Origin of the sequence: Azospirillum sp. RU38E (assembly GCF_900188385.1) — a bacterium.
In the GTDB taxonomy this organism is placed as follows: domain Bacteria; phylum Pseudomonadota; class Alphaproteobacteria; order Azospirillales; family Azospirillaceae; genus Niveispirillum.
The window spans coordinates 228,984-249,548 of the sequence record NZ_FZOI01000001.1 but is presented as its reverse complement, the minus strand read 5'-3'; the positions used below and the strand labels follow the sequence as shown (position 1 = coordinate 249,548).

Sequence of the window (20,565 nt, the reverse complement as noted above, 5' to 3'; positions counted from 1 at the left end):
GAAAAGCCGGCCCCCGCTTTCTGGAAATAGACCGCCATGCTGGTGATCGACCGTATCGATCATTTCGTGCTGACCGTGCGCGATATCGACCGTACATGCGATTTCTACAGCCGGGTGCTGGGAATGCAGGTTGTCACCTTTGGCCAGGGGCGCAAGGCGCTATCCTTTGGCCGGCAGAAGATCAACCTGCATCAGGCAGGGCGGGAGTTTGAGCCCAAGGCCAAGGCCCCTACCCCCGGTTCAGCCGATTTCTGCCTGATCACCGAACAGAGCCTGGACAGCGTGCGGGCGCATCTTGATGCCTGCGGCGTGGTGATTGAGGAAGGCCCGGTGCCGCGCACCGGCGCCACCGGCCCCATCACATCCTTCTATCTGCGCGACCCGGACGATAATCTGGTGGAAATCGCAGTTTATTGAGCCGCCGCCTCCCGCTTCTCCGCCTCCGTTGCCTTGGGCAGATAGCGGTGGGCCAGCGCGTGATAGACGGCGGGCGCCCCCGTCATCCGCGAAACGGAAAAGCCGATCAGGCTGGCCATCATCACCGGGGCCGCCATGGCATGATTGCCGGTCATTTCCAGCACAATGACAAAGGCAGTGATCGGCGCCTGCACCACCCCGGCGAAATAGCCCGCCATGCCCAGCAAGGCGGCCGCGCCCAGGGCGTGGCTGTCCAGCAGGCCGGCAATGCTGGTGCCCATGCCGGCCCCGATGGCCAGCGAGGGGCTGAAGAAGCCCCCCGGCACCCCGGTGATGCAGGAAAGCAGCGTGGCCCCGAACTTGGTCAGCATGAAGAGCGGGGAGACATCGCCCCGCCCATCCAGCATCGCCTTGGCCTGTTCATAGCCGGTGCCATAGCTGGCCCCGCCAGAGGCCAGCCCCAGCAATGCCACCAGCAGGCCACAACCGGCGGCGAACAGCACCGGATAGCGCTTGAACCAGCGCCCCACCTGCCCCGGCAGCCCATAGGCGAAGGCCACAACCAGCCGGCTGAACAGCCCGCCCAGCACCCCGCCCAGCAGCCCGCAGGCCAGCACCAGCGACCAATCCTGCCAGCCATGCAGCACGTCCCGCGTGGTGCCGAAATAGGTGTAATCCCCCTGCATGGCCAGCGACGCGATACCGGCCAGCAGCACGGCAGACAGGATCAGATGGGCGGAACGGACCTGAAAGGCGCGGCCCATCTCCTCAATGGCGAAGACCAGCCCGGCCAGCGGCGTGTTGAAGGCGGCAGCCACACCGGCGGCCGCCCCCGCCACCAGCAGGCCGGGCATCCGATCACCCAGGCGGCGGCCGATGCTGTTCATGATGGCAGCACCCACCTGCACCGTCGGCCCTTCCCGCCCGATGGAAGCACCGACGCCCAGCGCCAGCAGCGTCAGCCCCATCTTGCCGGCGGCAATGGGCAGCGCCACCAGCCGGTCACGCAGTTCCTGCACCTTGGTGGCGCGGGCGGCCACCGCCTGGGGAATGCCGCTGCCACCGGCCATGGGGAAGAAACGGCTGGTCAGCCAGGCCGACAAAGCCAGCCCGGCAGGGGTGAGCAGCAGCGGGGCCAGCGGCCAGCGCTGCACAATCTGCTGAAACAGGTGGGAGGCCGCATCCGCCCCCCAGGCGAACAGCACCGCGACCACACCGATGCACAGCCCCCCGCCCCAGAAGACCAGCCGGCGCCGCCAGATATGCGGCGCCACCCATAATTGCCGCCCCCGGCGCGCCACAGCATTCGGCATCACCCCGATCCTTCCATTATGCCAACCATTCACAGGCTTAACGCCGGGCGGCGGCGGCGGGCATCGTTGATCGGGCATGGCAAGCCTGTGCCGGGCGGGAAGCGGCGGATTGGCGCAGCCCCAGCCCCCCTTTCCCATCGGCCTGATTCTGTATATGTTCTCCCTACCATGAGCGATCTCTTCTCCCCTCCCCCGCCGCCGCCCACCCCGGCCCCGCAGCGCCGCCCCTATCTGGACGGGTTGAACCCCGTGCAGCGGGAAGCGGTGGAGGCGCTGGACGGCCCGGTGCTGGTGCTGGCCGGTGCCGGCACGGGCAAAACCCGCGTGCTGACGACGCGGCTGGCGCATCTGCTGCTGTCGCGCCGCGTCAGCCCGTGGAATGTGCTGACCGTGACCTTCACCAACAAGGCCGCGCGGGAGATGCGGGAGCGGGTGGATAATCTGCTGGGCAGCCAGTCGGAAGGCTGGTGGATGGGCACCTTCCATTCCCTGGCCGCCCGCATCCTGCGCCGCCATGCCGAGTTGATCGGCCTGAAACCCAGCTTCACCATTCTGGACACTGACGACCAGATCCGCCTGCTGAAACAGTTGATGGAGGCGGAAAATGTCGATGCCAAGAAATGGCCGGCGCGGATGCTGCTGTCGATCATCGAGCGCTGGAAGGACCGGGCGCTGACACCCGACAAGCTGAAACCGGAGGAGGCGGGCGATGCCGCCAATGGCCGCATCCTGACGCTCTACCGGCAATATCAGGACCGGCTGAAGGCGCTGAACGCCTGCGATTTCGGCGACCTGCTGCTGCACAATATCACGCTGTTCCAGCAGCATAATGATGTATTGATTGAATATCAAAATCGATTCCGCTATATTCTCGTAGATGAATATCAAGATACGAATGTCGCTCAGTACCTTTGGCTAAGACTTCTCGCCCAGTCTCACAGAAATATCTGCTGTGTTGGCGATGACGACCAGTCGATATACGGTTGGCGTGGCGCTGAAGTTGGAAATATACTTAGATTTGAGCATGATTTCCCCGGCGCCACCATCATCCGTCTGGAGCAGAACTACCGTTCCACTGCCCATATCTTGGGTGCTGCCCACGGCATCATTGCCCATAACCAGGGCCGCCTGGGCAAGCAGCTCTGGACGGAGACGGATGGCGGCGAAAAGGTGAAGGTCCGCGGCCTGTGGGACGCGGAGGAGGAAGCCCGCTGGGTGGGCGAAGAGGTGGAGGCCTTGCAGCGCAAGGGCGCCAGCCTGGGCCAGATGGCCGTGCTGGTGCGCGCCGGCTTCCAGACCCGCGAGTTCGAGGAGCGCTTCATCACGCTGGGCCTGCCCTATCGCGTGGTCGGCGGCCCGCGCTTCTATGAACGCCAGGAAATCCGCGATGCGCTGGCCTATCTGCGCGTGCTGGTCAGCCCCGAAGATGATCTGGCGTTTGAGCGCATCGTTAATGTGCCAAAGCGGGGCGTTGGGGCCGCCACCATCCAGCAGCTTTATGTGGCAGCCCGCACCTTGGGTGTGCCGGTGACGGAGGCCGCCTGGAAACTGTCGCAGACGGATGAGCTGAAGCCCAAGATGCGCACCACGCTCTCCGGGCTGATGCAGGATTTCTTCCGCTGGCGCGGGTTGATCGACCGGATTCCCCATACCGAACTGGCCCAGATGGTGCTGGACGAATCGGGCTATACCCGCATGTGGCAGGAGGATAAGACGCCCGAAGCACCGGGCCGGCTGGAGAATCTGAAGGAACTCATCAACGCGATGGGGGAATTCGAGAATCTCACCGGCTTCCTGGAACATGTCTCCCTGGTGATGGAAAATGCCGCCGGGGCCGATGTGGAACAGATTTCCCTGATGACCCTGCATGGGGCCAAGGGGCTGGAATTCGATGTCGTCTTCCTGCCCGGCTGGGAGGAAGGGGTTTTCCCCAGCCAGCGCACCCTGGATGAGAACGGCATTGCCGGGCTGGAGGAAGAACGGCGGCTGGCCTATGTCGGCATCACCCGTGGCCGCCAGCGCGTCTATATCAGCCACGCCGCCAACCGCCGCATCCATGGTACCTGGGCCACCTCCATCCCCTCGCGCTTTGTCGAGGAACTGCCGGAAGAGCATATCGAGACGGAGAATAACCCCGGCATTGGCGGGGCCGGGTTCGGCGGCGGGCGTGGCGAGGGCGGCTATGGCGGTGGATATGGCGGCGGCTGGGGCGGGGGCGGGGGCGGCTTTGGTGATCGCTTCAACCGCATGGGCCAGAAGGCGGCCCAGGCCCCGGCGCGCGGGGGCCGGCTGATCGAGGGCACGGCCCTGGATGTCACGCCGCGATCACGGCCCAACCGGGCCTATAATCCGGGCGACCGGGTTTTCCACAGCAAGTTCGGCTATGGCACCGTGAAGATGGTGGAGAATGACAAGCTGGAGATCAGCTTCGACGTCGCCGGCATCAAGAAGGTGATGGACAGCTTCGTCGTACCCGCCGACAAGGCGGGCTGACCGCAAGTGGACAAAAGAAAACCCCGCGCCAAGGGGGGCGCGGGGTTTTCCATTCTGCCGGGCCGATGCTCCTGAAAGCACCGGCCCGGTATCAGCAGCAGATCAGGCAGCGGCCTTGATCTTGGACAGCTTTTCCACCGTGGCGTTCACGCGGGCGGTGATCGGCTCGGCCGCCTGATTGGCGACCTTCAGGCCGGCTTCCGACACCTTGGTAGCTTCGGCCAGGGCGGCGTCAAAGCTGGACTTGGCGAATTCGGTCTGCAGATCGACCAGTTCCTTCACCGACTTCACGGCCAGCAAGGCCTTGGCGGTGCTGACCGACTGTTCATACTGGCCCTGGGTGAAGGCCAGCAGTTCCTTGGACAGGGCCTCAAAGCCCTTGGCCAGGATGGTGGAGGAAGCCACGAAAGCATCCACATTTTCCTTGTGGAAGCCGGCGACGTCGTCGAATGCGGTGAAGACTTGCTTGCTCATTTTTTCCACCTGCTCCTTGGTATAGGCAACAGCCTGTTCAACAGATTTGGGTTCGAAAGCAGCGGCCAGAGGCTTGGCCGCCTTGGTGATGACGGGTGCGGGCACGGCCTCAACCGCGGCCTGCTTCGTCTCTTCCACAGCGTCGGCGACGATCTCGGCCGTGGCTTCCACCACGGGCGCGGAGTCGGTCACGGGTGCTGCTTCAGCAGACGTGATTTCGGGTACCGGATCGGCCGGCGGGGCAACGGCGGCCGCCGTCTCCTCAACCACCTTTTCTTCCGGCGTCTTGGACGCGGGGGCTGCCGGTGTCCGGCTGGTCCGTCCCGCTGCACCTCTGGGCGTGCGCGTCACCATCATCTTCTCCTTATGCGCGCTGGTGGAGCCGGCCCGCATCAAGCAGCCCCGGCCCCGGTAGCCGCCATTGATCCAGGTCGCACCAGCGGGAAACCTTCCCGCAGACGGCATGGGTCTGCTGCACCGCAGCATTAGCAATGTATATCGGAGCGATTGTTGGTGCGTCAAGCCCCTTTTGTGCAGTGCAACAAGATTATCACGTGTGTCGGCGCCCCAACTCATACAAGTTCAGGAGGTAGCCGCCTTGAAGCGGTCGCACTTTGACCGGCGCGAAAGATCATGACAGGATGCGCCGCCCAGAAGCAAAAAATGGAACGGTAGCGGCTTCATCATGACTTATTGTCTCGGCATCAAGATCAAGGAAGGGCTGATCGCCCTGTCCGACGGACGCATCACCGCCGGCACCCAGGTGACAGCGGCGCGCAAGGTGACGTTGTTGCCCAATGGCAGCGACAAGTTCTTCGTCATGACCTCGGGCCTGCGCAGCGTGCGCGACAAGACGCTGGCCTATCTGCGCCGCGACATGCAGGCGGCCGGACCGAAGCCATTCGACAGCATGTTGGAAGCAGTGAACAGCTTCACCCGCTGCCTGCGCGTGGTGGCCAAGGAAGATAAGGAAGCGCTGGAGGCTTCCAAGCTGACCTTCAACCTGCACGCCATCATCGGCGGTCAGTTGGGCAGCGACCGGGAACCGACCATGTATCTGGTCTATCCGGAGGGCAACTGGATTGAGGTGGATGAGCGCACGCCCTACCTCTCCATCGGTGCCACCGCCTATGGCAAGCCGATCCTGGACCGGGCGCTGAAATTCGACACCAGTATGCCGGCCGCCCTGAAGCTGGCCTATCTGTCGTTTGACAGCAGCCGCTACAGCTCCGCCGATGTCGGCTATCCCATTGATCTGGTGACCTACCATCAGGCCGACCGGCAATGGCGGGAAGACCAGTTCGATTATGATGATCTGGTTGAACAGCGCCATTGGTGGAACCGGCACATTACCGGCCTGGCCGCCCAGCTGCCCGACGGGCCCTGGGTAGAGACGCTGCTGCCGAAGTGATAACCACCCGCCTGAAGCATAAGCTTCAGGCGGGTCGCGGGCCGGCGGATGCCGCCGCCCGGCGCTGAGGGAACATGAAATGCACAAAGGCCCGGTCATTGCTGACCGGGCCTTTGAATTTGGTGGAGCCAAGCGGGATCGAACCGCTGACCTCTACAATGCCATTGTAGCGCTCTCCCAGCTGAGCTATGGCCCCTTAACTCGGTAGCGCTGCCTGGGTCGTCAGCGCTGTGGGCGGGTTTATGGAGAAACTCCGCCACGGATGCAAGGGGAAAATCATGCACCCCCGACAAACCATCTCCGCCCTGCCCCGCAGCCACCGCATAGGTACGGCCGCAAGCGTCCTCATTCCCAATCCGGCTGCTTCTCTGGTGCTGCTTTCTGAAAGGCCGGCAGGGTGCGGCAGCGGGCGTCGATTTCCACCAGACGCGGGAAAGGCGTCAGGTCCAGGTTGAAACGGCGGGCATTATACATCTGCGGCACCAGATGGAGATCGGCCAAGGTGACGCTGTCGCCATGGCAAAATGCCCCCTGTGGCCCCACCAGCCGTTCCAGGGCGGTGAAGCCCCGGCCCATCCAATGATGCATCCAGCCGGTCACCGCCGCATCATCCAGCCCATGTTCCCGGCGCAGGCGGCTGACGACGCCGGAATTATTCAGCGGGTGGATATCGCAAGCCACCACCTGCGCCATGGCCCGCACCTGCGCCCGGCCCAGCGCATCGCTGGGCAGCAGCGGCGGGGCCGGGTGGGTTTCATCCAGATATTCAATGATGGCCAGCGACTGGGTCAGCAGCGCACCATCATCGGTGGCCAGTGCCGGCACCAGCCCCTGGGGGTTGATCGCCAGATAGTCGGGCTGGCGCTGCTGCCCGCCATCCTTGACCAGATGAATCGGCACCGACTCGTAATCCAGCCCCTTCAGCGCCAGCGCGATACGGACCCGATAGGCGGCAGAGGAACGGAAATAGGTGTAAAGGCGCATGATCTGTTATCACCCTTCCTGTGAACCAACAGAGGGACTTTCGGCATGGATCGGCCGCTTCTGGGCAAGGTCGCCCTTGTCACCGGCGCGTCGCGCGGGATCGGCCGTGCCATTGCCGAACGGCTGGCCCGCGATGGCGCCGATATCGCCATCCATTACGGGTCCAGCCGGCTGGATGCGGAGGCGCTGGCGGTCTGCTGTGACAGCATGGGCGTGCGTACGGCGGTGATCCAGGCCGATCTGACCGACCTGTCTGACCAGGGCGGGGCCGTGCGGCTGTTTGCGGAGACGGTGCGGGCGCTGGGCGTGCCGGATATCGTGGTGAATAATGCCGGCACTGGCCGTTTCGGCCCGGTCAGCGACATCACGGCGGACGATCTGGCCAATGTGCTGGCCGTCAATGCCGCCGCCCCGCTGCTGATGGCGCGCGAAGCGGCGCGCCAGATGCGCCCCGGCGGCCGCATCATCAATATTGGCAGCGTCATCACCGACATGCCGGCGGCCAAACGCGCCGTCTATGCCGCCTCGAAGGGGGCGGTCCATGCCATGACGGGCGTACTGGCGCAGGAGCTGGGGCCGTTGGGCATTACGATCAACACGGTGGCACCGGGCGTCACCAATACCGACCGCTTCAAGGTCGGCGATGCGTCCCGTGTGCCCGAAATCACCAGCCGCACGGCGCTGGGCCGGATTGGTGAGCCGGCGGACATTGCCGCCGTCGTCGCCTGGCTGGCCGGCCCGGACGCCGCCTGGATCACCGGGGAGGTGATCCGCGCCAGCGGCGGGCTGCGGGGGCTTTGATTTAAGGCCCCTCATATTTCTGAACCACCTGATCAATCGCCCCGAAAATGCTGGCCCCGTTGCGGTCCTGCATTTCGATTCGCACCCGGTCGCCAAAGCGCAGGAAGGGGGTGCGGGGCTGGCCGTCGCGGATGGTCTCAATGGTGCGGATCTCGGCAATGCAGCTATAGCCCAGGCCGCCTTCCGCCACCGGCCGCCCTGGCCCGCCATCGGCATCCTTGTTGGACACCGTGCCGGACCCGATGATGGTGCCGGCGCACAGCGGCCGGGTGCGGGCGGCATGGGCGATCAGGGTGGGGAAATCGAAGGTCATATCCACCCCGGCATTAGGGCAGCCGAAGGCTTGGCCATTGATCTGCGACAGCAACGGCAGATGCAGCCGCCCGCCATCCCAGGCATCGCCCAGCGCATCCGGCGTCACCGCCACCGGGCTGAAGGCCGTGCTGGGCTTGGACTGGAAGAAGCCGAAGCCCTTTGCCAGTTCCGCCGGGATCAGCCCGCGCAGCGACACGTCATTCACCAGCATCACCAGCCGGATCAGCCCGCGCGCCTGCTCTGGTGTGGCCCCCATGGGCACATCGCCAGTGACCACCGCCACCTCCCCTTCCAGGTCGATGCCGAAGGCTTCATCCGCCATCAGGATGGGATCATGCGGGGCCAGGAAACTGTCGGACCCGCCCTGATAGATCAGCGGATCGGTCCAGAAGCTGGGCGGCATCTCCGCATGGCGGGCCTTCCGCACCAGCTCCACATGGTTCACATAGGCCGAGCCATCGGCCCATTGATAGGCGCGCGGCAGCGGGCTGGCGCAATGCGCCTGCTCAAACGGCAAGGCATCGGCCAGATCGCCCCGGTTGAGGGCCACGGCCAGCTCGGCCAGCGCCGGGGCCACGGTTTCCCAATGATCCAGCGCCTGTTGCAGGGTCAACGCCAGATCGGGCACGGGCAGGCAGCGGGTAAGGTCATCCGACACAATAACCAGACGGCCATCACGGCCCTGCTGCAAAGAGGCGAGTTTCATCGGGGGATCTCTGTGGGGTAGGGGAGGAGTGAGGAACCCAGGGGCAAGGGCAACAACCTTTCCCATCACCACCTGCCTCCCCCGCGAAAGCGGGGGTCCAGGGGCCAAGCGCACCGCGATGTGGGTACTGCCGGCCCCTGGATCCCCGCTTTCGCGGGGGAGGCAAGTCGCGGCAAAAAGTTCAGGTAGCGCCCATAAGTCATTACCAAAATGACCGAAAGGGCAGTTCACCCCCTCACGGCTTCACCCGCCAGCTATCGGCATAGGCGTGGTTTTCCACGCCGTCCGGCAGGGGGGCCACTTCCAGGGCGTCGCGGGTGTCGATCATCACCGCATATTCATCGGTGGCGGGCTTGCTCTGCACAAAGGCCTTTTGCAGCGCCTTGGGGTGGGGGCCGTGGGTGAAGCCGCTGGGGTGGAAGGTCATCATGCCGGCATCGATATTGTCCCGGCTGAAGAAATCCCCCGCATGGTAGAACAGCACCTCGTCATAATCGTCGTTATTGTGGAAGAAGGGGATTTTCAACGCGTCGGCATCCGTTTCAAACGGGCGGGGTGCGAAGGTACAGACGACGAAGCGGTTGGCAACGAAGGTGGTATGGGCGCTGGGCGGCAGGTGATAGCGATGGCTCATCACCGGGCGCACATCCTTCACATTCAGCCGCACCGGGGCCAGATCGCCCTTCCAGCCCACGGCATCCAGCGGGTTGAACGGATAAGTCACGGTGCTGATCGCCCCGCGCCGCTTCACCAGCACCCGCCAGACCCCGCCGGGGCCGGCATCGCCCTGCTGGTCGCGGAAGGCCGCGTCGATGGCGGGCGTATCCAGCATGGCCGGATCGAAAAAGGCGTGCGGCCCCAGCAGGCCCCGGTCGGGCAGCTGATAGCTGGAACCGGTGGCCTCCACCAGCAAAGCGGTCACCGGCTGGCTGGGTGACAGGCGCCACATGGTGCCGCGCGGCAGCACCACATAATCGCCCGCCGTTACCGCCAGATGGCCATAGTCACAGTAAAGCGACCCGGCCCCGGCATGGATGAAGATCAGCTCGTCCCCATCACCATTGCGGGCCAGATGATCCATCGGCGTCGGGCAATGCCACAGGCGCATACGGCAATGCGGGTTGAACAGCACCTCTCGCGCCGCCCAGGGGCCACCGCTGGCCGCGTCATTCAGCCGGTTCAGGTCAAAGGCGCGCGGCCGCAGCGGCCCCTCCCAGCTGATCCAGCCGGTCGGCGGGTGGCGGTGATACATATGCGTCGCCGGCCCAAAGAACCCTTCCCGGCCCATTTCCCGCTCATAGCTGCCCGGCGGCAGGTTGGCATGGGCCTGGCGCGAGGCCTCGCCTTCGATGCGGGGGAAGGAAATGGGACGACGCATGTTTGGCCTCCCTGGCCAACTCGTTTCAACTGAAACAGATATGGGGGATCACGCGACCTCTTGCAAGTCCTGCGTTGTCGGGTGACTTTATGTCCTATGAACGATCTTGATCTCGACCTTGACGGGTTTCTGCCCTACCGCCTGAACGTGCTGGCCAAACGTGTCAGCAAGGAATTGTCGCGCCGCTATCAGCAGGCGTTCGGCATCGCCATTCCGGAATGGCGGGTGATGGCCATTCTGGGCCGGGAACAGCCCTTGTCATCCAACGACATTGTTGAACGATCCCATATGGATAAGGCCAAGGTCAGCCGGGCGGTGAACACGCTGGTGGGGCTGGGCCATCTGTCGCGCGATGTGCATCCGGGTGACCAGCGGCTGCTGCGCCTCTCCTTCACCCCATCGGGCCGGTCGCTCTATCAGCGAATCGCCCCCCTGGCTTTGGAGTGGGAGGCGCAATGGCTGACCTGCCTGCAGCCGGACGAATTGGCGCATTACAAGGCGCTGTGCGATCGTTTGGAGCAGCAGCTGGACGATATGGGGGCAGAGGAGGCGTAAAACGTCGCCCTTTGGTCACGTGCCGCGAAATTTCCATGCGCCTTGCGTGTAACAGGGTTGTTTCAGCGTCGGGTCCGATGGTTAATTGGCGGTCATAAGGGGGCGGCGTCTGACGGATAGGACGCCCCAAACCGTCAACAGGGGACCATAAACGATGAAATCACGCCTTTGGGGTGCCGCACTGGCCGTGACCTGCCTGACGATGTTCGCCGGGACTGCACAGGCCGGGCCGACATTGGATGCCGTCAAGGGCCGTGGGCAGCTTTTCTGCGGCGTGAATGCCGGCCTGCCGGGGTTCAGCAACCCGGACAGCCAGGGCAAATGGACCGGGCTGGATGCCGATACCTGCCGCGCCGTGGCCGCCGCCGTGCTGGGTGATGCCAACAAGATCCGCTTCACGCCCCTGTCCGCGCAACAGCGCCTGACCGCGGTGCAGACAGGTGAGATCGATGTGCTGGCCCGCAACACCACCTGGACCCTGACCCGCGACGCGCAGGGGCTGAATTTCGCCCCCACCACCTATTATGACGGCCAGGGGCTGATGGTGCCGAAATCGCTGGGCGTGACCAGCGCCAAGCAGCTGGATGGTGCGACCATCTGCGTGCAGATGGGCACCACCACGGAACTGAACCTGTCGGACTGGTTCCGCACCCGCAATATCAGCTTCAAGCCTGTGGTGATCGAGGCGCTGGACGAGGTGAACGCTGCCTATTTCGCCGGCCGCTGCGATGTGATGACGGCGGATATCTCCGCCCTGGCCGGCACCCGCGCCACCGTGGCACCCAAGCCGGATGATCATCTGATCCTGCCAGAAGTGCTGTCCAAAGAACCCTTGGGCCCGGTGGTGCGCCATGGCGATGACCAATGGCGCGATATCGTCACCTGGACCATCTATGCCCTGATGGAAGCAGAGGAAAAGGGCGTCACCGCCGCCAATGTCGATGCCAAGCTGAAGGACCCCGATCCCGGCATCCAGCGCCTGCTGGGCGTGCAGGGTGACATGGGGCCGCTGCTGGGGCTGGATAAGCAATGGGCCTATCGCGCCATCAAGGCGGTGGGCAATTACGGTGAAATCTTCGACCGCAATGTCGGCAAAGGCTCGCCGCTGAAACTGGACCGGGGGCTGAACGGGCTCTGGACCAATGGCGGCCTGATGTACGCCCCGCCGATCCGCTAAGCGGCGGCCCCTTACAGCAACGGGGTGCCCGATGACGGATGATCCGCGTATGCAATCGTTTGATGGACGCGCGAAGGCGGATGCCGCGCCGCGCGCCCATCACCTGACGCTTTCCATCAACAACCCGACCGTGCGTGCCATCTTATGGCAGGTCGGGCTGGGCCTGCTGGTGGCCCTGGCCGGCTGGTATCTGGCCAGCAACACCATGGCCAATCTGGCCCGGCTGTCCATCGCATCGGGCTTCGGTTTCCTGGATCGGGAAGCCGGGGTGCAGATCGGCGAATCGCTGATCGCCACCGGCCCGCGTGACAGCTATGGCAATATCTTCGTCGTCGGGCTGCTGAACACCCTGAAAGTATCGGGTGTGGGCATCGTGCTGGCCACGCTGCTGGGCATTCTGCTGGGCATTGCCCGGCTGTCCCGCAACTGGCTGGTGGCCCGCTTTGCCGCCTTTTATGTGGAAACCATCCGCAATATCCCGCTGCTGCTCCAGCTTTTCATCTGGTACGCCCTGCTGACCGAGGGGCTGCCCGGCCCGCGACAGGCGTTGGAGCCGCTGCCGGGCATCTTCCTGTCCAATCGCGGGCTGAAGCTGCCGGCCCCGGCCGATGATCCCGTCTGGGCCTGGGTGGCGGTGCTGTTCGCCCTGGGCGTGCTGGTCACCCTGGCCCTGTCGGCCTGGAACCGCAAACGCCAGCTGGCCACCGGCCAGCGCCTGCCGATGGCCCCCATCGGGGCGGCGCTGATCCTGCTGCCGCCCTTGCTGGCCATTCTGCTGGCCGGGGGCGGGGCGCTGGATGTGCCGGTGCTGCAGGGCTTCAACTTCAAGGGCGGCATGACGCTCAGCCCGGAATTTGCCGCCTTACTGTTCGGTTTGACGCTCTATACCGCTGCCTTCATCGGGGAGATCGTGCGGTCGGGCATTCTGGCCGTGCCTAAGGGGCAGACGGAGGCAGCGACCGCGCTCGGCCTGTCGCGCGGCACCGCCATGCGGCTGGTGATCCTGCCGCAGGCGCTGCGCGTCATCATCCCGCCCACCACCAGCCAGTTCCTGAACCTGACCAAGAACAGCAGTCTGGCCGTGGCCATCGGCTATCCGGATTTCGTGGCGGTGGCGAACACCGCCATCAACCAGACCGGTCAGGCCGTGGAAGGCGTGCTGTCGATCATGATCGTCTATCTGGTCATCTCGCTGGCCCTGTCCGGCTTCATGAACTGGTACAATCGCCGCGTGGCGCTGGTGGAGCGGTAAGCCATGACAGAGATCGTCAACAAAGCCGCCAGCCTGCCCCCCCACCGCCCCCGGTTGGGCCTGTGGGCCTGGGCCAGGGCCAATCTGTTTTCCAGCTGGTACAATACGGCCCTGACACTGGCCTTCGCCTATATCGCCTGGCTGGTGATCCCCGGTCTGGTGAAATGGGGGTTCATCAATGCCAGCCTCAGCGGTGATGCGGCGGCCTGCCGCGCCGCCGGGGGCGCCTGCTGGTCCTTCATTGCCGAGAAATGGCGTTTCATCCTGTTCGGCACCTTTCCGGATGATCAGCAATGGCGGCCGACGCTGGCCATGCTGGCCACCATCGCCACCCTGGTGATCAGCGCTGACCGGCGCACCTGGGGCCGGCCGCTGCTGTTCATCTGGGGTGGTGGGCTGGGCTTTGCCGCGCTGATGATGTTCGGCGGCGTGCTGGGGATGGATTTTGTCCCCACCGGCCTCTGGGGCGGGTTACCGCTGACCCTGGCCCTGTCGGTGGTGGGGCTGGGTGCCTCCTTCCCGCTGGGGGTGCTGCTGGCGCTGGGCCGCACATCCGACCTGCCGGTGATGCGCGGCCTGTCGGTGGTCTATATTGAACTGGTGCGCGGCGTGCCGCTGATTTCCATCCTGTTCATGGCCTCGGTGATGCTGCCGCTGTTCCTGCCGCAGGATGTGCCGATCGACAAGCTGCTGCGCGCCCTGATCGGCATCACCCTATTTTCCGCCGCCTATGTGGCAGAGGTGGTGCGCGGCGGCCTGCAGGCCATTCCGCGCGGTCAGGTGGAAGCCTCCAAGGCTTTGGGGCTGGGGTATTGGCAGCGTCAGCGCCTGATCATCCTGCCCCAGGCGCTGGCGCTGGTGATCCCGCCGCTGGTCAACAGCTTCATCGCCATTTTCAAGGATACCAGTCTGGTCATCATCATCGGCCTGCTGGACCTGCTCTCCACCGCCAAATCGGCGCTGACTGATCCGGCCTGGCGGGGCTTCTACAAGGAAGCCTATCTGTTTGTCGGCGTGATCTACTTCCTGTTCTGCTACGCGCTTTCCCGTTACAGCCGGCATCTGGAAACGGTGCTGGGCCAGGGACGCAAGCGGTGATGTCAAGCTGTCCCCTGCCCCCAAACCCGATTGCCATTAACGTGTCCCTGCCCCCGCAGTTGGAAGCCTATGTCCGCTTGGTCATTCGCATCCTGCACGCAGCCCGAGATATAGACGCGGAGTTCCCCCATGACTGACGCCCCCGTCATTGAATTGAACGCCGTCAACAAGTGGTACGGCGAATTCCATGTGCTGCGCGACGTGAACCTGACGGTGGCCAAGGGGGAGCGGATCGTCGTCTGCGGCCCGTCCGGCTCCGGCAAATCCACCATGATCCGCTGCATCAACCGGCTGGAGGAACATCAGGCCGGCGAGATCAAGGTGAAGGGCGTGCCGCTGGATGATGATGTGCGGCATGTGGAAGCCATTCGCCGCGATGTCGGCATGGTGTTCCAGCAATTCAACCTGTTCCCGCACCTGACCGTGCTGGAAAACTGCGTGCTGGCGCCGATCTGGGTGAAGAAGCTGCCCCGCAAGGAGGCCGAAGAGCGCGCCCGCCATTTCCTGAAGCGGGTGCGTATCCCCGAACAGGCGGACAAGTTCCCGGGCCAGCTTTCCGGCGGCCAGCAGCAGCGCGTGGCCATTGCCCGCGCGCTGTGCATGGAACCGTCCATCATGCTGTTCGATGAGCCGACCAGCGCGCTGGACCCGGAAATGGTCAAGGAAGTGCTGGATGTGATGACCGATCTGGCCGAAGGCGGCATGACCATGCTGGTGGTGACCCACGAAATGGGTTTTGCCCGCCGCATGGCGTCGCGTGTCATCTTCATGGATCGGGGGGAGATTGTCGAACAGGGCCCGCCGGCCGATTTCTTCGACAACCCCAAAAGCGACCGCACCCGCGCCTTTCTGGGGCAGGTGCTCAGCCACTGAACCGACAACCCGCCCCTACCTTTCCCCTCCATCCGCCGAAGGGCAGCATCCCTTCGGCGGACTAGGCTGTTATGCTTCACTTTGCCATCATGGCGTCACAGGTTGCCTGTCTTATCCCGGTCATGGGAATAGAGCGGATCGCCAAAAGGTGAAATCACCTTTTGGCGTGAATCTGCTCGCAGGCAGACTCATCTAGAGCCACCTGCGTTCGACTAAACGCAGGTGGCTCTAGACAGCCCCCGCGCGACAGCCGAGGCCAAGGACAAGAATGCATATGCGCCGCCCCCGCCTTCTCCCCCTTTTGCGCCGCACCGCCCCGCTGGCCGTGGCGGCCTTCCTGCTGCCCGCCTGCACCACCAATCCGGTGACGGGCGACAGCCAGTTCACCGCCCTGATGCCGCCGGAAAAGGAAGCCGCCATCGGTGCCCAGCAACATCCGGAAATGCTGCGGGAGTTCGGCGGCCGCTATGAGGATGCCAAGCTGCAATCCTATATGGACGGGCTGGGCCAGCGGCTGGCGCAGAAGACGGAAAATCCCAATACCCGTTATACTTTCACGGTGCTGGACAGCCCCATCGTCAATGCCTTCGCCCTGCCCGGCGGCTATGTCTATGTCAGCCGGGGCCTGATGGCGCTGGCCAACAGCGAGGCGGAGCTGGCCGGCGTGGTCGGGCATGAGATCGGCCATGTCACCGCCCGCCATTCCGCCGACCGCTATGGCCGCGGCGTGCTGGCCCAGGGCGGCGCCGTGCTGGCCGGCCTGCTGCTGGGCCAGCAGGCGGGACAATTGGCCCAGTCTGGTTCGCAAATGGCGCTGGCCGGGTTCAGCCGGTCGCAGGAAACCCAGGCCGACGGGCTGGGCATCCGCTATATGACGGCCGCCGGCTATGATCCGCAGGAAATGGCCGGGTTCCTGTCCAGCATGGGCCGGCAGGCACAGCTGGAAGCCTTGCTGGCCGGCAAGCCGGGGCAGGCCGACCAGTTCAGCTACCTGCAGACCCATCCGCCCACGGGGGAACGCGCCCAGCAGGCGGCCATTGCCGCGCAACAGGCCGGCGGGGGCGCCAACCTGATGGTCAAGCGCAATGAATATCTGAAAGCCATTGACGGGATGATCTATGGCGACAGCCCGGACCATGGCTATGTGCGTGGCCGGGTCTTCGTGCATCCTGGCATGAATCTGCGGTTCGAGGTGCCGGAGGGGTTCCGGCTGGTGAACAGCGAGGATGCCGTGGTCGGCGTCGGGCCGCAGGGATCGCAGATCGTTTTCGATCAGGTGCCGGGCCAAGGGGCCGCGACGCCGCAGGAATTCATCGCCCGCATCTGGGCCGCTAATGCGCCGCTGGGCCCGCTTTCATCACTGACCATTGACGGGCAGCCGGCGGCCACGGCAGCCACACAGTTGAACACCAAGGCCGGCGCCATGGATGCGCGGCTGGTGGCCATCCGCGCCGGGGGCGACAGTTTCCGCCGCTTCCTGTTTGTCAGCCCGCCCGCCCTGTCCGGCCCGCTTTCCGGCGATTTCCAGGCAACGGCCATGAGCCTGCGCAAACTGACGGCGGAGGAGAAGGGCCGGCTGAAACCCTACCGGCTGCGGCTGGTGCAGGTGAAGGCGGGCGACAGCATGGCCGGATTCGCCAGCCGCATTCCCCTGCGCGACCATGCAGAGGAACGCTTACGTGTATTGAACAATATCCCGCCCGGCACGGAACCACGTCCGGGTGAGTGGATCAAGACCATCGTGGAGGGCTGATCGGGTAGCGGTTGTACAGAGCCTCGGCTCTCCTGTACCGTCCCGGCCATCATGAGTGACCTTGCCAAGATCATCGACACGCAATGCGGCGTGGAGGATTGTCCCGACCGGCGGCGCTGGCGCCTGCCCATCGCCTGGGTGCTGACCCTGGGGTTCGGCGGGTTGATGCTGCTGGCCGTGGCCAGCGTCTTCTGGCTGGGCATCCAGACCTCGGGGCGCAACACCTACAGCCTGCTGCTGGACAAAGCAGAGCTGGCCGTGGGGATCGCAGAGGCACGGGTACGCGCCCAGCTGGACCCCGCCCGCACCCAGGTGGACAAGCTGACCGAACTGCTGGGCCGCGGCGTCGTGGACCCGGATGATGAGCCGCGCCTGGAAGATCTGATGCGCGGCATGGTGGTCACCACGCCGCAGGTGGCCGGCATCGCCCTGATCCGGCCCGACCGCTATCCGCTGGCCGTGCCACAGGAAAACACCCCCCAGGCCGCCACCGCCATGAATAATGGCGCGGAGGCACAGCGGATCATGATGGAGACGATGGGCACCAAGAATGCCCATTGGATTGATCCGGTCTGGGCCGATGGGCTGGGTGCCACCGTCATGCTGGTGAAAGGCCCTGCCCGGCGGGAGGGGCGCTTCCTGGGGGCGGTGCTGTCGGCCGTCAGCTTCACCGGCCTGTCCCGCTTCCTGGCCGACATGGCCAAGGAAAGCGACCTTAACAGCTTCCTCCTGTTCGATGATCATTATGTGCTGGCCCATCCGGCCATGGCGGGGCGGAAATTCAATTTCGCCCATGTGACAGACCGCCCGCCCTTGCCGACACTGGAGGAGCTGGGCGACCCCATTGCCGCCGCCATCTGGTCAGAGGTGGATGCCAATGATATCGCCACCGGCAAGGGGGAGGGCAAGGCCGGCGAAAAGATGGATACCAGCATCGACTGGTCGGGCCGGCGCACCGATGTCAGCTTCCGCCGGGCCCTGGTGAATGGCACCGAATATATCTATCTTCTGAAATCCATCCCCGATTACGGGGAACATCCTTTCACGCTCGTCGTCTCCATGCGCGGCGACGATGTGGATCAGGAAATCGGCCGCTTCACCCATTTGCTCTGGGTCGGGTTCGGCATTCTGATCGTGTCGGTGCTGGTGGCCCTGTGGCTGGGCAAAATGATGAGCCGGCGCATCCGCCGGCTGTCCAAGGCGGCCGTGGCGCTGCGCAACCTGGATTTCCAGAATGTGCCGCGCCTGCCCGACAGCCGGTTCCGGGAACTGTCGGACGCCGCCTTGGCCTTCAACACCATGATCACTGGCCTGCGCTGGTTTGAAACCTATGTGCCCAAGGCCCTGGTACTGCGCCTGATCCAGCGCGATGGCGGCCGCGATCTGGTCTCCGAAGAGCGGGAAGTGACGGTGCTGTTCACCGACATCAAGGGCTTTTCCACCCTGGCCCAGACCATGTCGCCGCAGAATACGGCGGAATGGCTGAACCGGCATTTCACCCGCATCGCCGCCTGCATTGAGGCGGAGGGCGGCACGGTGGACAAGTTCATCGGCGATGCGGTGATGGCCTTCTGGGGCGCGCCCGACGACCAGCCCGACCATGCCGCCCGCGCGCTGCGCGCCGCCCACGCCATCGCGCGGGTGGTGGAGGAAGAAGGGGAGGAAGCGCGCCGCCACGGTCTGCCGCCCGTCTGCCTGCGTGTCGGCCTGCATTCCGGCCCGGTGATCGTCGGCAATATCGGGGCGGCCAGCCGCATCAATTACACCATCGTCGGCGACACGGTGAACATGGCCGCCCGGCTGGAGGCGCTGGGCAGCGAGCTGATCGGCGATGAATGCTATGTCGTGCTGGTCAGCGATGACACGGTGCTGGCCGCCGGCAGCTGCACGGTGGACATGCCGCTGACCCCCATCGGCGCCTACAGCCTGCGCGGCCGTACCGGTCAGGTGGATGTCTGGCGGCTGGTGATGCCGTGTGAGGGGGAATAGGGGCCACACCCCTTAATGAAAAAGGGGGGCGGCCCTTGCCACCCCCCTTTTTTACTTCACACTATGTTGCCTTGATCAGAACCGATCGGTTCTGATCATGGCCCTCAATCGCCGGCGCCAACCTCCGTTGGCTTGGCTTCACGCGGCACGGGCCGCGCGGCGGCAGTCGCCGCCGTACCAAGTTGCAATGAGGTCACCTCATCGCAACTTGGTATCAACCCTCAAACGGGTCTTTCATCAGGATCGTGTCGTCGCGTTCCGGGCTGGTGGACAGCAGCGTCACCGGCGCTTCGATCAGTTCCTCGATCCGGCGGACATATTTCACCGCTGCCGCCGGCAGGTCGGCCCAGGAACGGGCCCCCTGGGTACTTTCGCTCCAACCCTCGAACGTCTCATAGACCGGCTTCACCTCGGCCTGCGCCGTCTGGCCGGCGGGCAGGTGCTGGATCACCTCCCCCTGATAGTCATAGCCGACGCAAACCTTCAGCTCGTCGAACCCATCCAGCACGTCCAGCTTGGTCAGGGCGATGCCGGTGATGCCGCCGGTCTTGATGGCCTGACGCACCATCACGGCATCGAACCAGCCGCACCGGCGCTTGCGGCCGGTAACGGTGCCGAATTCATGGCCACGGATGCCCAGCTTCTCCCCCGTCTCATCCAGCAGTTCCGTGGGGAACGGGCCGGAGCCGACGCGGGTGGTATACGCCTTGGTGATGCCCAGCACATAACCGACCGAACCCGGCCCCATACCCGAACCGGCGGCGGCATTGCCGGCCACGGTGTTCGACGAGGTGACGAACGGATAGGTGCCGTGATCCACGTCCAGCATGGCGCCCTGGGCGCCCTCGAACAGGATGCGCTTGCCCTGGCGGCGGGCTTCATCCAGCCGCTTCCAGACCACGGCGCTGTAGGGTAGCAGGCGCGGGGCGACCTCGCGCAACTGGGCCAGCACCTCTTCCTGCTTCAATTCCTCGGCACCCAGACCGCGCAGCAGGGCATTGTGGTGGAACAGCAGCTGTTCCACCTTCTGTTCCAGCACGGCTTCGTCAGCCAGATCGCAGACGCGGATGGCACGGCGGGCCACCTTGTCTTCATAGGCAGGGCCGATGCCGCGACCGGTGGTGCCGATCTTGTTGACGCCGCGCGCTTCCTCGCGCGCCTTGTCCACGGCGCTGTGCAGCGGCAGGATCAGGGCGCAGTTTTCCGCCACCAGCAGGGTTTCCGGCGTGATGTCCACGCCCTTTTCCCGGATGGCGTCGATTTCCCGCAGCAGGGCCCAGGGATCGACCACCACGCCATTGCCGATCACCGACAGCTTGCCGGGGCGGACGACGCCGCTGGGCAGCAGCGACAGCTTGTAGACGACGCCGTTGATCACCAGCGTATGGCCGGCATTGTGGCCGCCCTGGAAGCGGACCACCACGTCGGCCCGGCTGGACAGCCAGTCAACGATCTTGCCCTTGCCCTCGTCGCCCCACTGGGAACCGACGACCGCCACATTGGCCATGATTCTCTCCGCTCTTTTCGCAAGGGAACAGCCCCCTCGCACCTGGGAGGGGACCGCTCCATGGACATT

Annotated in this window: 17 protein-coding genes and 1 tRNA gene; 11 read left to right on the top strand and 7 right to left on the bottom strand. The window is 64.7% G+C overall.

What is annotated here, in order from left to right; all coding sequences use genetic code 11:
• Positions 1–36 precede the first annotated feature (36 nt).
• The gene (locus tag CHB97_RS01095) at positions 37–417 is read left to right on the top strand and encodes a VOC family protein (RefSeq protein ID WP_200819768.1); all 381 of its coding nucleotides are present in this window, start codon (positions 37–39) and stop codon (positions 415–417) included.
• Here the strand turns inward: CHB97_RS01095 and CHB97_RS01090 are convergent.
• Positions 411–1,730, bottom strand: coding sequence for a chloride channel protein (locus CHB97_RS01090; protein WP_089286087.1), 1,320 nt, complete (start codon positions 1,728–1,730; stop codon positions 411–413). The two genes, CHB97_RS01095 and CHB97_RS01090, sit on opposite strands and share 7 nt — an antisense overlap.
• Before the next feature lie 168 nt (positions 1,731–1,898).
• On the opposite strand from CHB97_RS01090, the gene CHB97_RS01085 reads away from it, so the two are divergent.
• Complete coding sequence (locus CHB97_RS01085; protein ID WP_089286086.1) at positions 1,899–4,223, top strand: ATP-dependent helicase; 2,325 nt, start codon at positions 1,899–1,901, stop codon at positions 4,221–4,223.
• Between the two features lie 102 nt (positions 4,224–4,325).
• Here CHB97_RS01085 and phaP read toward each other — a convergent pair whose 3' ends face one another.
• Entirely contained in the window at positions 4,326–5,090 is a 765-nt protein-coding gene (gene phaP / locus CHB97_RS26735) for a phasin family protein (RefSeq protein WP_244559339.1), read from the bottom strand.
• Positions 5,091–5,382: 292 nt separating this feature from the next.
• Here phaP and CHB97_RS01075 point away from each other — a divergent pair, with 292 nt between their 5' ends.
• Positions 5,383–6,108: a peptidase gene (locus CHB97_RS01075; protein WP_089286085.1), complete on the top strand. Its 726-nt coding sequence runs from the start codon at positions 5,383–5,385 to the stop codon at positions 6,106–6,108.
• Positions 6,109–6,228: 120 nt separating this feature from the next.
• Here the strand turns inward: CHB97_RS01075 and CHB97_RS01070 are convergent.
• Both CHB97_RS01070 and maiA read right to left on the bottom strand, forming a co-directional pair.
• A tRNA-Ala gene (locus tag CHB97_RS01070) sits at positions 6,229–6,304 on the bottom strand.
• A 149-nt stretch (positions 6,305–6,453) separates the two neighbouring features.
• Complete coding sequence (gene maiA / locus CHB97_RS01065; RefSeq protein WP_089286084.1) at positions 6,454–7,092, bottom strand: maleylacetoacetate isomerase; 639 nt, start codon at positions 7,090–7,092, stop codon at positions 6,454–6,456.
• 45 nt (positions 7,093–7,137) lie between these two features.
• Here maiA and CHB97_RS01060 point away from each other — a divergent pair, with 45 nt between their 5' ends.
• On the top strand, positions 7,138–7,893 hold the full coding sequence (locus tag CHB97_RS01060) for an SDR family oxidoreductase (protein WP_089286083.1): 756 nt from the start codon (positions 7,138–7,140) through the stop codon (positions 7,891–7,893).
• A gap of 1 nt (position 7,894) precedes the next feature.
• Here the strand turns inward: CHB97_RS01060 and CHB97_RS01055 are convergent, their stop codons facing one another.
• A complete protein-coding gene (locus tag CHB97_RS01055; RefSeq protein WP_089286082.1) occupies positions 7,895–8,914 on the bottom strand; it encodes a fumarylacetoacetate hydrolase family protein in 1,020 nt (339 codons plus the stop codon).
• A 235-nt stretch (positions 8,915–9,149) separates the two neighbouring features.
• On the bottom strand, positions 9,150–10,292 hold the full coding sequence (locus tag CHB97_RS01050; RefSeq protein WP_089286081.1) for a homogentisate 1,2-dioxygenase: 1,143 nt from the start codon (positions 10,290–10,292) through the stop codon (positions 9,150–9,152).
• A 96-nt stretch (positions 10,293–10,388) separates the two neighbouring features.
• Between CHB97_RS01050 and CHB97_RS01045 the strand changes: the two genes are divergently transcribed.
• The 7 genes from CHB97_RS01045 (at position 10,389) to CHB97_RS01015 (ending at position 18,989) form a co-directional block, all read left to right on the top strand.
• Positions 10,389–10,847 carry a MarR family winged helix-turn-helix transcriptional regulator gene (locus CHB97_RS01045; protein WP_089286080.1) on the top strand — a complete coding sequence of 153 codons (459 nt, stop codon included), beginning with the start codon at positions 10,389–10,391 and terminating at the stop codon, positions 10,845–10,847.
• 154 nt (positions 10,848–11,001) lie between these two features.
• On the top strand, positions 11,002–12,024 hold the full coding sequence (locus CHB97_RS01040; RefSeq protein ID WP_089286079.1) for an amino acid ABC transporter substrate-binding protein: 1,023 nt from the start codon (positions 11,002–11,004) through the stop codon (positions 12,022–12,024).
• Between the two features lie 31 nt (positions 12,025–12,055).
• Positions 12,056–13,276 carry an amino acid ABC transporter permease gene (locus tag CHB97_RS01035; protein ID WP_244559338.1) on the top strand — a complete coding sequence of 407 codons (1,221 nt, stop codon included), beginning with the start codon at positions 12,056–12,058 and terminating at the stop codon, positions 13,274–13,276.
• A gap of 3 nt (positions 13,277–13,279) precedes the next feature.
• On the top strand, positions 13,280–14,374 hold the full coding sequence (locus CHB97_RS01030; RefSeq protein WP_089286078.1) for an amino acid ABC transporter permease: 1,095 nt from the start codon (positions 13,280–13,282) through the stop codon (positions 14,372–14,374).
• Between the two features lie 129 nt (positions 14,375–14,503).
• Entirely contained in the window at positions 14,504–15,247 is a 744-nt protein-coding gene (locus CHB97_RS01025) for an amino acid ABC transporter ATP-binding protein (RefSeq protein WP_089286077.1), read from the top strand.
• A gap of 274 nt (positions 15,248–15,521) precedes the next feature.
• A complete protein-coding gene (locus tag CHB97_RS01020; RefSeq protein WP_160105452.1) occupies positions 15,522–17,000 on the top strand; it encodes a M48 family metalloprotease in 1,479 nt (492 codons plus the stop codon).
• 51 nt (positions 17,001–17,051) lie between these two features.
• Positions 17,052–18,989, top strand: a complete 1,938-nt coding sequence (locus CHB97_RS01015; RefSeq protein ID WP_089286075.1) for an adenylate/guanylate cyclase domain-containing protein — start codon at positions 17,052–17,054, stop codon at positions 18,987–18,989.
• Between the two features lie 214 nt (positions 18,990–19,203).
• On the opposite strand, the gene CHB97_RS01010 is transcribed toward CHB97_RS01015, so the two are convergent.
• Positions 19,204–20,496, bottom strand: a complete 1,293-nt coding sequence (locus CHB97_RS01010; protein WP_089286074.1) for an adenylosuccinate synthase — start codon at positions 20,494–20,496, stop codon at positions 19,204–19,206.
• Positions 20,497–20,565: the final 69 nt, after the last annotated feature.

Excerpts from the sequence above, each read along its gene's own strand:
- CHB97_RS01095 (WP_200819768.1), top strand. The coding sequence starts at position 37 with ATGCTGGTGATCGACCGTATCGATCATTTCGTGCTGACCGTGCGCGAT.
- CHB97_RS01090 (WP_089286087.1), bottom strand. The coding sequence starts at position 1,730 with ATGCCGAATGCTGTGGCGCGCCGGGGGCGGCAATTATGGGTGGCGCCG.
- CHB97_RS01085 (WP_089286086.1), top strand. The coding sequence starts at position 1,899 with ATGAGCGATCTCTTCTCCCCTCCCCCGCCGCCGCCCACCCCGGCCCCG.
- phaP (WP_244559339.1), bottom strand. The coding sequence starts at position 5,090 with ATGCGGGCCGGCTCCACCAGCGCGCATAAGGAGAAGATGATGGTGACG.
- CHB97_RS01075 (WP_089286085.1), top strand. The coding sequence starts at position 5,383 with ATGACTTATTGTCTCGGCATCAAGATCAAGGAAGGGCTGATCGCCCTG.
- maiA (WP_089286084.1), bottom strand. The coding sequence starts at position 7,092 with ATGCGCCTTTACACCTATTTCCGTTCCTCTGCCGCCTATCGGGTCCGT.
- CHB97_RS01060 (WP_089286083.1), top strand. The coding sequence starts at position 7,138 with ATGGATCGGCCGCTTCTGGGCAAGGTCGCCCTTGTCACCGGCGCGTCG.
- CHB97_RS01055 (WP_089286082.1), bottom strand. The coding sequence starts at position 8,914 with ATGAAACTCGCCTCTTTGCAGCAGGGCCGTGATGGCCGTCTGGTTATT.
- CHB97_RS01050 (WP_089286081.1), bottom strand. The coding sequence starts at position 10,292 with ATGCGTCGTCCCATTTCCTTCCCCCGCATCGAAGGCGAGGCCTCGCGC.
- CHB97_RS01045 (WP_089286080.1), top strand. The coding sequence starts at position 10,389 with ATGAACGATCTTGATCTCGACCTTGACGGGTTTCTGCCCTACCGCCTG.
- CHB97_RS01040 (WP_089286079.1), top strand. The coding sequence starts at position 11,002 with ATGAAATCACGCCTTTGGGGTGCCGCACTGGCCGTGACCTGCCTGACG.
- CHB97_RS01035 (WP_244559338.1), top strand. The coding sequence starts at position 12,056 with ATGACGGATGATCCGCGTATGCAATCGTTTGATGGACGCGCGAAGGCG.
- CHB97_RS01030 (WP_089286078.1), top strand. The coding sequence starts at position 13,280 with ATGACAGAGATCGTCAACAAAGCCGCCAGCCTGCCCCCCCACCGCCCC.
- CHB97_RS01025 (WP_089286077.1), top strand. The coding sequence starts at position 14,504 with ATGACTGACGCCCCCGTCATTGAATTGAACGCCGTCAACAAGTGGTAC.
- CHB97_RS01020 (WP_160105452.1), top strand. The coding sequence starts at position 15,522 with ATGCGCCGCCCCCGCCTTCTCCCCCTTTTGCGCCGCACCGCCCCGCTG.
- CHB97_RS01015 (WP_089286075.1), top strand. The coding sequence starts at position 17,052 with ATGAGTGACCTTGCCAAGATCATCGACACGCAATGCGGCGTGGAGGAT.
- CHB97_RS01010 (WP_089286074.1), bottom strand. The coding sequence starts at position 20,496 with ATGGCCAATGTGGCGGTCGTCGGTTCCCAGTGGGGCGACGAGGGCAAG.